Raw genomic sequence first — 13,393 nt, forward strand, 5'->3', positions numbered from 1 at the left:
TTTTTTACTCGGTTTTAACTTCGGACCAAATCCGGTCATAAATGGTGGTGGCATCACCCACATCCTTGATAAACTCGCCCTTTGCCAGAGCCTCGGCGGGGGGGTATACCGCCGGGTTCTCCAGAATTTTTTTGTCTATATGTTGATGGGCCGCCATATTGGGATTGGCATAGGGGAATTCCCTGGAAATCTCGGCGCTGATTTCGGGGTCCAGGATGAAGCTGATAAACTCCTCGGCCGCCTTCTTGTTAGGAGCATCCTTGGGAATTACAAAGCAGTCCTGCCACAGCGACATGCCTTCCTCGGGCAGCACGGCTTTTATAGCGGGATTCTCCTGCTGGGCCAGATAGGCCTCCGCCCCCCACACCAGTCCGGCCGCGGCCTCTCCGTTGATTAACAGGGTTTTGGGGCTGTCACTGTCATAAGCCTTTATATTGGGAATCAGTTTTTTGAGTTCCGCCTCCGCCTCTTTCAGCTTATTCTCATCGGTTTCGTTTTCGGAATATCCCAGTTTCTTCAGGGTCATTCCTATAATTTCCCGGTGATCGTCCAGCACCACCAGTGAATTATTCAGGCTGGGATCCCAGAGGTCCTTGTACCCGGTAATGGGGATTTTTACCTTATCGCTGTTGTAGGCTATTACCGAGCCTCCCCACATGTAGGCCACGCTATATTTATTCTCCGGGTCGAAATCCTTGTTTTTAAAATCTTCACCGATGTTATTAAAATTGGGAATGTTGTTAAAGTCAATCTCCTGCAGCAAGCCCTTTTTAACCATTATATCCACCATATAGCCGCTGGCCACGGTGAGGTCGTACTGGGAAGCCCCGGCCATGAGTTTGGCCAGCATTTCCTCGTTGGAGGAATAGGTGCCGTAATTTACCTTGACCCCGTACTTTTCCTGAAATTTGTCAATTACGGACTGGGGCATGTATTCCGACCAGTTGAACAGGTTCAATTCCCCGGAAATTTTCCCGTCTTCCCCGGTCCCGTTGCTTTTTTCCCCGCCGCCGCAGCCGGCCAGCAGTGACAGCGCCAGCACCAGCACGCCCATTAAAAAAGCCGTTTTCTTAATTTTTTTCACCCTGCTTCCTCCTTTGTTTTTTGTTGTCCGCAATAACCCCTTCACACTTCAAACCCTCCTTTTCTTATATAAAAAAATCATTTTTCCTGCTTTATGCGCAGCTTTTCCGCCGTCACCGCAATGGTTATCACAAACAGCAGAAGTATGGTGGACAGGGCGTTTATTTCCGGGCTGACGCCGAATTTCACCATGGAGAAAACCTTCAGCGGCAGCGTGGTGCTGGACGGGCCGGCCACGAAAAAGCTGATTATGACGTCGTCCAGGGACAGGGTGAGGGCCATCAGGGCGCCGGCCAGTATGCCGGGGAAAATAACCGGAAAGGTTATTTTTAAAAATGTCTGCAGCTGGTTGGCCCCAAGGTCCATGGCAGCTTCCTCCAGGGAGCGGTCGAAGCCCTCCAGCCTTGCTTTCACCACCACCACCACAAAGGGAATGCTGAAGGTGATGTGGGCCAGCACCAGGGTCAGAAGTCCCAGCGGCATTTTAATCATCACGAAAAAGGCCAGCAGCGCCACACCCAGCACAATTTCCGGTATCACCACCGGAATATAGAGCAGCCCGTCCAGCACACTTTTGCCCTTAAAGCTGTACCTGTACATCCCCACCGCCGCCAGGGTTCCTATCATGGTGGAAATAACGGTGCTGAAAAAGGCCACGTAAAGGCTGTTTTTGGTGGCCTCCAGCACACCCTGGTTTTGCAGCAGCTTACCGTACCATTTGAGGGTAAATCCGGTCCAAACGGCATTTAATTTGGAATCGTTAAATGAAAATACAATCAATATCAAAATGGGCACATATAAAAACAGGTAAATCAAAAAAGAGTATACCATCGAAGTCCAGCGAAAAACAGCGGAATTCATCAAAATACCTCCGTGTCTTTTTTGCTGCCCACCACCCGGATATAGGCGTAAATCAGCACCAGGGTAATCACTATCAAGATGATTGACAGGGCGGAGCCGAAGGGCCAGTCCCTGGCGGTGAGAAACTGATTCTTAATCAGGTTGCTGATTAACATGGTTTTACTGCCGCCCATCAAATCAGGTATGAAAAAATATCCCAGGGTAGGGATAAAGACCAGCAGGGAGCCGGCGATTATTCCGGGCATGGTAAGCGGCAGGGTTACCCTTAAAAAAGCCTGCCAGGGAGTCGCGCCCAGGTCTCCGGCGGCCTCCAGATAGCTGGAATCCAGTTTTTCTATGGAGGCGTACAGGGGTAAAATCATAAAGGGAAAAAGGGTGTATACCAGCCCCACCAGCACCGAGCCCTGGTTGTAGAGCATGGTAAGAGGCTGGTGAATAATTCCCAGCTGCATTAAATAAGTGTTGATGACTCCCTCCGTGCGCAAAAGAATTATCCAGGCGTAAGTCCGCACCAGGGAATTGGTCCAGAAGGGCACCACAATCAGCATCAGTAAAAGCAGTCTGAATTTTTTGGGCGCCCGGGCAATGAAATAGGCGAAGGGGTAGCCCAGCAGCAGGCACACCACGGTGGTGGCCAGGGAGATAACCAGGGACACCCACAATATTTTAAGATAAAGGGGGTCCATCATCCTGATATAATTCTCAAGGGTAAATACATAGTTTATATCCCCGTAGGTTCCCCTTTTAAAGAAACTGACCAGTATCACCAGCAAAAGAGGCAGCGCCAGAAAAGTCACCATGAATATGATCACCGGGGAAAGGGTCCACAGGGGCCCGCCGGTCAGCCATCTTCCGGTAGCCGATAACAATTTGCCCGGCCTCAAGATCTCATCACCACCGCGTCTTCCGGCTCCCAGTTCACAAAAACCTGGTCACTGTCCGGATCAAAAATGAATGGCTGCAGCGCCTGCTCGCTAACGGTCATTTCCATTCCGTTATCAAGCTTTAATACTGTTTTTAAAACCGAACCCACGTATATGCGCTCCTTAAAGCGTCCCCTGACGGCCGCTTTTCCCTCTTCGGGCCAGAAGCTTATTTTAATCCTTTCAGGGCGAATGGCCAGCCAGACAGTTTCGCCGCAGACCAATTCATTCCGGGCCACGTGAACCACACTGCCGTTTAAATCCACTAAGGCGATACTGTCACTTACCTGGCTCACCTTGCCCTGGTAAAGATTTGTCTCCCCGATGAAATCAGCCACGAACCTTGTTTCCGGCTTCTCGTAAATATCAAAGGGATAGCCCAGCTGCTCCAGCCTGCCCCTGTTCATGACCGCGATGCGGTCGGACATGGTCAGGGCCTCTTCCTGGTCATGGGTTACGTAAACGAAGGTTATCCCCAGTTTCTGCTGCAAATGTTTCAGCTCCAGCTGCATCTGTTTGCGCAGTTTGAGATCCAGCGCCCCCAGAGGCTCGTCCAGCAGGAGCACCTTGGGATTGTTGATCAGCGCCCTGGCGATGGCTATTCTCTGCTTCTGACCGCCGCTAAGCTGGTCCGGCATCCTGCCGCCGTATCCCTCCAGCTGAACCAGGCTGAGCATTTCCGACACCTTTTGTTTTATTTGCTCCCTGGGTGTTTTTTTCATCCTCAGGCCGAAAGCGATATTGTCGGACACGTTCATGTGCGGAAAAAGGGCATAGTTCTGAAAAACCGTGTTGACGTTTCTCTGGTGCGGCTGCTTTCCCTCCACCGGCTCCCCGTCCAGCAGCACCGCCCCCCCGGTGGGCTGTTCGAATCCGGCTATCAGCCTCAAGGTTGTGGTTTTGCCGCAGCCGCTGGGACCCAGTAAAGTAATAAATTCTCCCCTTTTAATATCTATGGAAACACTGTCCACCGCAATGTTGTCTCCATAATTTTTTGAAATATTAATCAACTGAACCATATTGTCGCCCATTATCCATCAACCCTCCTAAGGTGCCAAACCTTTTGCTTAACTTCAGACAGCTTAAAACCTGAAAGCGCCAATATGAAATAACAAAAAGCCCCCCGGTGCGGTTAACCCACACACAGGCGGCCTCATTGCCCATAATCTGCCTGCTGGCCGCGTCATCGCGGCTTTAAAACAATTCCCAGGCAACAGCATATCTGGAGCATCCCCCAAGGCAAAGTCAATAAATACATTGCAACATCTGCTGTCAGGAAAGTCGGCTCTTTTTTATAAAATTCACCAAAAATCACCGTATCCCTTTTTAAAATTTATATTTTAACTAAATTTTGCATCCGGAGAGGAAAGCCCCGCCAGTACTCAAATATTGTTTTTGAAAGCCTGTATTGCCGCGGTTTTTATTTAATGGGCATGTCGATAATTTTATAAGGATGGCCGTAATCCAACATCAACCGGAGGAAAGGTTCGGGGTTAAACTCTTCGGGGGATCTGACCCCGGAGCCCGTCCATATTCCCCTGGCCAGCAATTCACTGGCAATGATGGGTCCGATGGCGGTCTGCAGGGATACCGCCTGGCAATTGTAACGCCTCATGCAATCCTGGTTGTCCTCGCACTGGTAAATGTAAATTTCCTTGTTCAGGCCGTCCTTTTTACCCTTGACCCAGATGCCCACGGACATTTTACCGTGCATCAGGTGTCCCAGTTCGGCCGGATTGGGCACGCAGGCCTCCACCACGTCCCTGGGGGACACCATTACCCCTTTGACATTTATTTTCCCGGGGTTATCCAGGCCCAGTTTGCGGATGGTGTTGAGAACCTCGATGAACTCTCTGCCCAGCGCTATTTTATAGGATACCTTTTTCAGCCCCTTGTCCACATGGCGGGGGATTAAAATAACCTCCTCGTGCTCAATGCTCACCACTTCCTGGGGCCCGATACCCTCGGGGAATTCAAATATTTCCGGTTCGGCAAAGGATTCCCCGGTATACCAGCCCTTATCCTTTTCCCAGAAATAGCAGGGATTCAGAGTTTCTTCTATGACGCTCCACACCGAAAAGGTGGGGGCGAAATCATACCCCTCCACATAAATGTTGGCGCCGTCCCTGACCCTTATTTCCTCCAGTTCGTCAAACAGCTTGCTCTCGGCGTATTTGGCGAATACATCGGTAACACCGGGATCAATTCCCATGGCGATTATCGCCAGCCTGCCGGCCTCCTGCCATTGCCCGCTTTTATTAAACTGGTAATCCCCCAGCAGCACCCCGGGTTTGTTGTAAGGATCCGCGGGATGTTTCTCCGACAGGGTGGCGGCCAGGTCCATGTACATCACACCGGCCTCAAAGGCACCGTCGAATATGGAAACATTCAACGACTGCGGGCAGCAGTTGAGCAGGAGATCAATGTTGTGCCTTTTGCAGGCCGCCACCACCTGCTCCTTGTCCGCCGCGTTAACCTGGTCCACAACAAACCTTTTGTCATTGAGTTTTTTCTGAACCTTTAAGGGCCTGTCCAGGGTATAGTCGGCCAGCACCACCTGCTCAAACCACTGCGCCCCGGGGTCCCTCTCCACCCCTAAAGAACAGTATGCCTCACCCACCGCGCCGACTCCCAGCAATAAAATTCTCATGACTTCTCCTTCCGTTGTTTTTTTATTAATTTTTTTATTTTATTCAATCAGTATCCAAATTCCTTCAGTATCCAAATTCCTTTTCCACTTCCGTAAGGGTTTCATCCAGCCTTTCAATAATTTTGTTCATGGATTCCAGGGAAAGAATCCCAGGGGGTTCAATGCGGAATGTTTTGGCATTGTTCAGGGTCCCCCCGGTCATAATCCCCCTCTTGAACAGCCCCTTGGAAACAGCGAAGCCGATTTCCGTGGAGGGATACTCCAGTCCGATTAAAAATCCCATGCCCCTGATGTCTGTCAGTATGGAGTGATTATTTCGCAGCTTGCCCAGTTCCCCCAGCAGATAGCGGCCCTTTTCGGCAATCTGGCCGGGAATGTCGTATTCTATGGTATACTTGATGGCTCCAATTGCCGCGGCGCAGGCCAGGGGGTTGCCTCCAAAGGTGGGGGATCCCAAAATCCAGGGATTCTCCACAATGTCTTCGGTCCAGAGGCCGGGCCTGGCGATTATTCCGGTTATGGGCATAACCCCGCCACCGAAGGCCTTTCCTGTAATCAAAATATCCGGTACCACCCCGCTGTGCTCCACGGCCCACATTTTGCCGGTGCGGCCCATGCCGGTCTGAATTTCGTCGGCGATCAGGAACACGCCGTATTTGTCGCATATCTCCCTGAGCCTGGGCAGGTAATCCGGAGGCGGCACTATTATGCCGGCCTCCCCCTGGATGGGCTCCACGATCATCGCCGCCACGGTTTCGCCCACCGCCAGCAGGTTCTTTATGGCCGCCTCGGCGGCGTCGGCATTGCCGTACTCCACGTGCTGCACTCCCTGGATCAGGGGCAGGTAGGGCTTCCGGTACATACCCTTGCCTGTTGCCGATACCGCCCCCATGGACTTGCCGTGGAAGGCGTTCACGGTGGAAATAAAATAATGTTTTTTTGAGGCCAGCCTGGCAAGTTTAAGGGCCATTTCCACCGCCTCGGCACCCCCGTTGCAGAAAAAAGCGTACCGCAGGTCCCCGGGGGTGCACATTGCCAGCAGTTTGGCCAGGTAACCCCTTAAGGGGTCCACCAGTTCCTGGCTGTGTAAAGCGTAACGGTTCAACTGGGCGCTTACCAGCCTGACTATCTCCGGGTTTCTGTGGCCCAGGGTGTATATGCCGAAACCGCCCAGGCAGTCTATAAATTCGTTGCCATGGAGATCGCTGAAAGATTCCTGGCTGTCCTCCCATTCCACGAAGGCCGCGTTGGTGGACACCGATTTGCGGTATACCAGCCAGCCCGGGTTGACGTGGTTGTTGAAATTATCGATGGAGTCCCTGACAATGCGGTCCTTCTCCCGGTCATCAAGGGTTTCCTTTAAGATATACCCTGCAATCCGCTCTCCCTCTTTTAAAATTTCGTCCCTGGAGCTACTCAAAGCAAACCACCTCGCCCTTATTTTTATCCGGCTAACAGCCTTTCCTTCTCCTTTTCTTTTACGATTGAAAGGCGTTAATTAGCTGGTTAAGAATCACCTTTTTCTTTTTTATTCCCGGTTAAATCAAAAGACAACGCTTTTTAAATAACCAGCAAACATTTAAATGCACAAACCGTGCCCAAACAAGATGTTAAAAAACTTGCGCAGAATCCACGGAAATGCTAGACTGGCAAGGAATCAACAACGTAACGGCCGAACTCTTTCTCCGGGCAGTCTCATTCCCGATACGGAAACAACAGACTTTTTGCCCGTTAATATTGGGCTAATCCGTATTATTGTTTTTAAATTAACCGTCATGTTTCAAAAACTTAACAAGATACCATTTTTGAAACACTCCCGGAAAGTACAAAATTTAATTGCTTTTAATCAGTCAAGTGTTTTATAATATGATAAGCAGCAATATATTTATCATAATTATGCTGGCAAAGAGGCCCTCGGGAAAGGTTCTTACCTTTCGGGGGCTTTTATTTTTAACTTTGGAAATATCAAAAACCGGGGGAGTTGTGCTTATGTTGCTTCATAAAGCCGATAAATATAAAACACGGCAGTTCACCGGCCCATACTATCCCTTTCCCTTTCTCTTTATTAACCAGGATCAGGGGCTTTACCTGAAATCCCCCATGCTGCAATCCTTTTCACAGCAGGTGGCGGAGGTGGTGTCCGCGGTTCTGGGAGTCGACACCGGAATACTGGCCGCCGACCTTACCATAGTGGCAGGTTCCGGGAAATACCTCAGCCTGATAGGCACCAAGGATTCGGAAGTAAATTACCCCGATTCGTCTTTCCTTTATACCAGGGTGATTAAAACAAAAAGTTCTTTTATAGTTGAAAACCCTGTGGATGAAGATTATTATTCCCCGGTATACATGGGTGAGCTGGGAGAAATCTGCTGTCCCATAACCATGGGAAACATTGTCATAGGCATTATCGCCCTGGTGGCCTTCAATGAGACCCAAAGGGCGCGGCTGCTTGAAAAAAAGGAGCACCTGCAGTCATTCCTCCAGCATATCGCGGCAATGCTTGCTTCCAGGGTTGCGGAAAATAACGCCTTTATGCAGCTGGAACTGGCCAAAAACCAGCTGCAGGCCCTGGTGGAGTCCATCCATGAGGGCCTGCTGGCCATAGACCACAACAATATGATTACCTACTGCAACGCGGCCGCCGCAAAGCTTTTGGGGAGGCCCAAAGAGGAAATAACAGGTAAGAGAATTAATTATATATTACCCGATTCACCGCTTCCGGAAATAATGGAAACAGGCGAAGGCTACCGGAATAAAGAAGAATTCCACGGGGAACCGCCCCGCCGGATGCATTTCCTGGTTACCGCCACCCCCATAACCTTAAACTCCAGGCCGGTGGGTGTGGTGGCCACCCTGCGGGACATGACGGAGGCCAGGAGACTTGCCTATAATTTGACAGGGCTTCAACAAAAGCTCGGGTTTGACCAGATCAAAGGGACCGGCGGAAAAATAACAGAGGTCAAAAATAAAGCCTTCCGGGTGGCCCAGGGCAGTTCCACCATTTTAATCACGGGGGAAAGCGGCACCGGAAAGGAACTCTTTGCCCGGGCCATACACGAGGCCAGCCCCAGGAGAAATAAACCCTTTGTCATTGTAAACTGCGGCGCCATCCCGGAAACCCTGCTGGAAAGTGAATTATTCGGCTATGATGAAGGGTCTTTTACTGGCGCCCGCAAGGGGGGCAGGGCCGGAAAATTTGAGCTGGCGGACGGGGGAACAGTGTTCCTGGACGAAATAGGCGACCTTCCCCTGCACCTGCAGGTAAAGCTTCTGCATGTGCTGCAGCGCAGGGAAATAGAAAGGGTGGGAAGCAGCAAACTGATACCGGTAAACGTCAGGGTAATCTCAGCGACCAACAGGGATCTGGAAGCAATGTGCGCGGCCAATGAATTCAGGGAGGATCTTTATTACCGTCTCAGCGTCATCCCGCTGGTCATCCCCCCCCTGCGGGAGCACCGGGAGGATATAAACATGCTCATGAATTACTTCCTTGATAAATACAAAAACCTTCTGGACAAGGCCATCAAAAGGTTCGATAAGGATGTTGCCGCGGCATTTTGCCGTTATGACTGGCCGGGCAATGTCCGGGAACTGGAGAATGCGGTGGAATACGCCGTAAATCTGGCTTCGGCGGATGAAATAACAATGGACGGCATTCCCTTAAAAATCCGGGACAACTGGTTAAACCCGGAAAGCAAGAAAGGAAACACCATATTAAAAAACAGGTTAAACCTTGCGGAAAAAGAAGTGCTGACCGGTTACGTGAAAAAAATTAAGGCGGGAAACATAAAAAAAGGAGAACTGGCGGAAATACTGGGAATCAGCAGGGTAACCCTGTACCGCAAGCTAAAACAATACGGCCTGGATAAATAACGGCGAAAAAACAAAAGCATAGACAAAAAATCTATGCTTTTGTTTTTTCAGACAGCCGGGGGGCCGTTGAAAATTGCTTTTTCAATGTGTTTTTCAACACTCTCCCGGCGGGATAAAACCGGTGGCAAACAAATTAGGAGGTCTGCAGCATGAAATTCTTAATAGTGGGAGTTGGCGGAGTAGGTGAATCTATTGCCGCCATTGCTAAAAAAAGAGACCCCGGGAGTGAATGGATGGAATTAATGGTCCTTTCGGACTACAACCTGGAACGGGCACAGGAAGTGGGATTAAAAATGGGAGATGCCGAACGCTTCCCCGTGGAGCAGGTGAATGCTCAAAACAAGGAGGAAATTATTTTTCTGGCGGATAAATATAGTGCCGACATGATCATCAATGGCTGCGATCCCTCCTATGACATGATAATTTTTGAGGCGGCTTACGAAGCCGGCTGTAAGTACATGGATATGGCCATGAGTTTGTCGGAAGCCCATCCCATTGAGCCTTACAAAAAAACTCATATTAAACTGGGCGACCTTCAGTTCGCCAGGGCTAAGCAGTGGGAGGATAAAAACCTGCTGGCCCTGGTCGGTTCGGGGGTTGAACCCGGAATGGTGGACGTTTTTGCCAAATACGCGGAAAAGCATCTTTTCGATGAAATCCAGGAGCTCGGTGTCCGGGACGGCAATAACCTGGTGGTGCGGGGATGCGATGTGGCCTTCGGCTTTTCTATCTGGACTGTTATTGAAGAATGCTTAAATCCCCCGGTTATATGGGAACGGGATAAGGGCTGGTTCACCACCGAGCCATTTTCGGAGCCCGAGATTTTCATCCTGCCGGAAGGGATTGGCCCGGTGGAGATGGTGAACGTTGAGCACGAGGAAGTTCTTCTGATGCCCAGGTACATTGACAAGGGGCTGAAGAGGGTCACCTTTAAATTCGGATTGGGTGACGATTTGATAAAAGCGTTAAAAATCCTGCACGCCCTTGGGCTGGATAGCAAGGAAAAGGTCAGAGTGGGTGATGTCGAGGTCGCCCCCAGGGATGTGGTGGCCTCCGCGGCCCAGGACCCCCGGTACATTGGTGACAAAATGTTCGGTAAGACCTGCGCGGGTATTTGGGTCAAAGGAAAAAAGGAGGGCTTGGAAAGGCAGGTATATCTTTACCAGGTGGCCGATAACCAGGACTGCATGAAGAGATTGGGCTGTCAGGTGGTGGTGGCCCAGACCGCCTTCCCGCCGGTAATCATGCTGGAGCTTGTGGCCAAAGGCATCTGGCAGGGCAAAGGGGTACACGGGCCGGAATACTTCGACCCGGATTACTTCATGGAACTGATGGAAGCCTATGAGTTTCCATTTGGCATGACAGAAATGGATTCCGAATATAAACGGGCTCTTGACAGGCGCAAGCCCGGATGAATGATAAAAAGGCGCCTCCGGGGCCGGTAAAATCCCCGAAGACGCCTTCATTATTTATACCTGCCCTTTAATATTAATGTTTTCCCGGTTCCACATACAACATGGTCCCGGCCATTCCCGGGGTCAACCCTGGCCCGGGATGGGAATGCCCGCCACCGTGGCCAAACATGGACGGGGCGACCAGTCCGGTATAGGCGGGTATACCATGCTCGTTGAGGTCCAGTCCCTCGGCTTCCTCCTGGTCGCTGACCCTGATCCCCACGAGCTTTTTAAGGGCCATAAATACCAGCGCGGTTGCCGCAAAGGACCACACCGAAACAGCAAGCACGCCCAGGGCCTGCACTCCCAGCAGATGGAAGCCGCCGCCATAAACAAGGCCGCCATCCTGGGCAAAAATACCCACGGCCAGGGCGCCCCAGGTGCCATTGACCCCGTGCACCGCAATGGCGCCCACCGGATCGTCGGCTTTGACCCGGTCAAAGAAGCTCACGGCCAGAACCACCAGCACTCCGGCAACGGTGCCTATGGCCAGGGCCGAAGCCGGAGCTATAAAGGCGCAGCCCCCCGTTACCGCGGCAAGTCCCGCCAGGGCGCCATTCATGGCCATACTGGGATCAGGCTTGCCCCACCTGAACATGGTGAACAGGGCGCCGGTGGTGCCGCCAGCCGCGGCCGCCAGGTTGGTATTTACGGCGATGCGGGCAATGTTCATGTCCAGGCCGGACAGGGAACTACCGGGGTTAAACCCGAACCAGCCGAACCAGAGGATGAATGTGCCCAAAAAGGCCAGGTGCAGGTTATGAGCGGGTATTACATTTATGCTGCCGTCACTGTTGTATTTTTCTTTGCGGGGGCCGAGAACCAGCACCGCCGCCAGGGCGCTCCAGCCGCCCACCGCGTGAACCACCGCCGAGCCGGCAAAATCAAGCATGCCCAGCTGCATCAGCCAGCCGTTGGCGCCCCACACCCAGTGCCCCGCCAGGGGATAAATCAGGCCGGTGCAAAGAACGGTAAAAACAAGATAGGGCGCGAATTTCATTCTTTCCGCCACTGCCCCGGAAACAATGGAGGCCACCGCCATGGCGAAGGCGGCCTGGAAAAGCCAGAAAGCGTATATGGGCACCCGGTACTGAATATGACCCAGCTCTCCGGAAAGCATGAAGCCGCTGCTGCCGAAAACCCCGGCCCTGTCCAAACCAAACATGATTCCAAAACCTATGATGAAATAGCTCAACATACCCAGTGTGCTGTCCGCGAAAACCTTCATTACTATATTAAGAGAGTTCTTAGCCTGAACGAAACCGGCCTCCAGAAAAGCAAAACCGGCTTCCATGAAGAAAACCAGGGCAGCGCAAAGCAATACCCATACGGTATCGATACCCGATGCCAGGGTAGACGCGTTTACTTCCATATACTTAAACCTCCCCGAAAAATAAAAAAGGCGCGCCTTTAAAGACCGCAGCCGGTCTTTACAAAAGCGCCCTCGCTTTAGCAATCCTCCGTTGGATTAAATAATTTTATCTACTATATGGCATCGTTGCCGCTTTCCCCGGTCCGTATGCGTATGGCGTTTTCCACCGGGTAAATAAATATCTTGCCGTCACCGATTTCCCCCGTGCGGGCCGCTTCCGTAACCACCCGCACCACCTCGTCAACCAGATGGTCCTTTACAACGATCTCCACTTTTAACTTAGGCAGCAGATTAATGCTGTATTCATGCCCCCTGTATACGCTGACCCGCCCCCGTTGCAGGCCGCAACCAAGCACCTGTGAGACCGTCATGCCGTGAATGCCGTATTTGCCCAGGGCCTCCTTAACATCCTCAAGCTTAGCCGGGCGTATAACGGCTTCAATTTTTTTCATAGTACACCCTCCGTACCTAGAAATAAATAAAAGCCCTGAACCCCATAATAATCACGGCATTAGGACTTCATCGGCCTACTGATACACCTTTGTATCTTATTACGTGATATTAACATTATAAATTTAACCTTAATTAAAATCAATAATTATGACTAAATATTAGAACTATTTCAATGCGAAATATGCAGGGAAAACACACCACTACCTGCAAGTGCTGAAGGAAAAGCTCCAGGCCCCCCCGGAGGAAATCAGCTGATGCTCAAGACTGTAAATATAATTAAAAAGCAAATAGGAGCAAAGGGCCAGCAGTATCAAACCAATCAGTATAATACAGCTGACCGCGGTATTGTAGCTCTTTACGGACGGACTGTGTTTGTATTTTAACATGGACAGGTACCCCAACAACAGGTTGATAACGGTTATGAACAAGGCCACGGTCACCAGAGCGCCTTTAATTTGCTTTGCGAATACCGGGTCCGGAGCCAGGGAGTTGTTCAACAGCCGGAATACCACAAAAATGCCGATTAAATTGATAGCTGAAAAACTAACCGTTAATACCCCAATATCCCTGCAGCCTTTTCTGATTTCAACCATTAATAAGTCACCTTCCTGTATTGCTTAAACCCCTTTTTATTAACATATACCCGGAAGAAATAATTACCAGTTTGTGATATAGCAAAAAAACGGCAGGCAAAACAATACTTCTAGGTTCTGTAAGCTCCGGC

At 50.8% G+C, this 13,393-nt stretch carries 11 protein-coding genes; 2 read left to right on the top strand and 9 right to left on the bottom strand.

Annotated elements, in window-relative coordinates; all coding sequences use genetic code 11:
* Positions 1-4 precede the first annotated feature (4 nt).
* From DCCM_RS19625 to DCCM_RS00270, 6 genes are all read right to left on the bottom strand, one after another.
* On the bottom strand, positions 5-1,084 hold the full coding sequence (locus DCCM_RS19625; RefSeq protein WP_231702579.1) for a polyamine ABC transporter substrate-binding protein: 1,080 nt from the start codon (positions 1,082-1,084) through the stop codon (positions 5-7).
* A gap of 77 nt (positions 1,085-1,161) precedes the next feature.
* Complete coding sequence (locus DCCM_RS19630; RefSeq protein WP_128739018.1) at positions 1,162-1,944, bottom strand: ABC transporter permease; 783 nt, start codon at positions 1,942-1,944, stop codon at positions 1,162-1,164.
* Entirely contained in the window at positions 1,944-2,744 is an 801-nt protein-coding gene (locus DCCM_RS00255; RefSeq protein ID WP_104370490.1) for an ABC transporter permease, read from the bottom strand. Before DCCM_RS00255 ends, DCCM_RS19630 begins: the two co-directional genes overlap by 1 nt.
* Before the next feature lie 80 nt (positions 2,745-2,824).
* A complete protein-coding gene (locus DCCM_RS00260) occupies positions 2,825-3,898 on the bottom strand; it encodes an ABC transporter ATP-binding protein (RefSeq protein ID WP_104370472.1) in 1,074 nt (357 codons plus the stop codon).
* A 389-nt stretch (positions 3,899-4,287) separates the two neighbouring features.
* Positions 4,288-5,517 carry a saccharopine dehydrogenase family protein gene (locus DCCM_RS00265; RefSeq protein WP_104370473.1) on the bottom strand — a complete coding sequence of 410 codons (1,230 nt, stop codon included), beginning with the start codon at positions 5,515-5,517 and terminating at the stop codon, positions 4,288-4,290.
* Positions 5,518-5,581: 64 nt separating this feature from the next.
* Positions 5,582-6,937, bottom strand: a complete 1,356-nt coding sequence (locus DCCM_RS00270) for a putrescine aminotransferase (protein ID WP_104370474.1) — start codon at positions 6,935-6,937, stop codon at positions 5,582-5,584.
* Positions 6,938-7,506: 569 nt separating this feature from the next.
* Here DCCM_RS00270 and DCCM_RS00275 point away from each other — a divergent pair.
* Together DCCM_RS00275 and DCCM_RS00280 are read left to right on the top strand one after the other, a co-directional pair.
* Positions 7,507-9,390, top strand: a complete 1,884-nt coding sequence (locus tag DCCM_RS00275; RefSeq protein ID WP_231702580.1) for a sigma 54-interacting transcriptional regulator — start codon at positions 7,507-7,509, stop codon at positions 9,388-9,390.
* A gap of 149 nt (positions 9,391-9,539) precedes the next feature.
* Complete coding sequence (locus tag DCCM_RS00280; protein ID WP_104370475.1) at positions 9,540-10,805, top strand: saccharopine dehydrogenase family protein; 1,266 nt, start codon at positions 9,540-9,542, stop codon at positions 10,803-10,805.
* Between the two features lie 73 nt (positions 10,806-10,878).
* Here DCCM_RS00280 and DCCM_RS00285 read toward each other — a convergent pair whose 3' ends face one another.
* The 3 genes from DCCM_RS00285 to DCCM_RS00295 form a co-directional block, all read right to left on the bottom strand.
* Positions 10,879-12,216, bottom strand: a complete 1,338-nt coding sequence (locus tag DCCM_RS00285) for an ammonium transporter (RefSeq protein WP_104370476.1) — start codon at positions 12,214-12,216, stop codon at positions 10,879-10,881.
* A gap of 113 nt (positions 12,217-12,329) precedes the next feature.
* On the bottom strand, positions 12,330-12,668 hold the full coding sequence (locus DCCM_RS00290) for a P-II family nitrogen regulator (RefSeq protein ID WP_104370477.1): 339 nt from the start codon (positions 12,666-12,668) through the stop codon (positions 12,330-12,332).
* 201 nt (positions 12,669-12,869) lie between these two features.
* Entirely contained in the window at positions 12,870-13,262 is a 393-nt protein-coding gene (locus DCCM_RS00295; protein ID WP_104370478.1) for a hypothetical protein, read from the bottom strand.
* Positions 13,263-13,393: the final 131 nt, after the last annotated feature.

This window comes from Desulfocucumis palustris, assembly GCF_002933875.1.
GTDB classification, from domain to species: Bacteria; Bacillota; Desulfotomaculia; order Desulfotomaculales; family Desulfocucumaceae; genus Desulfocucumis; species Desulfocucumis palustris.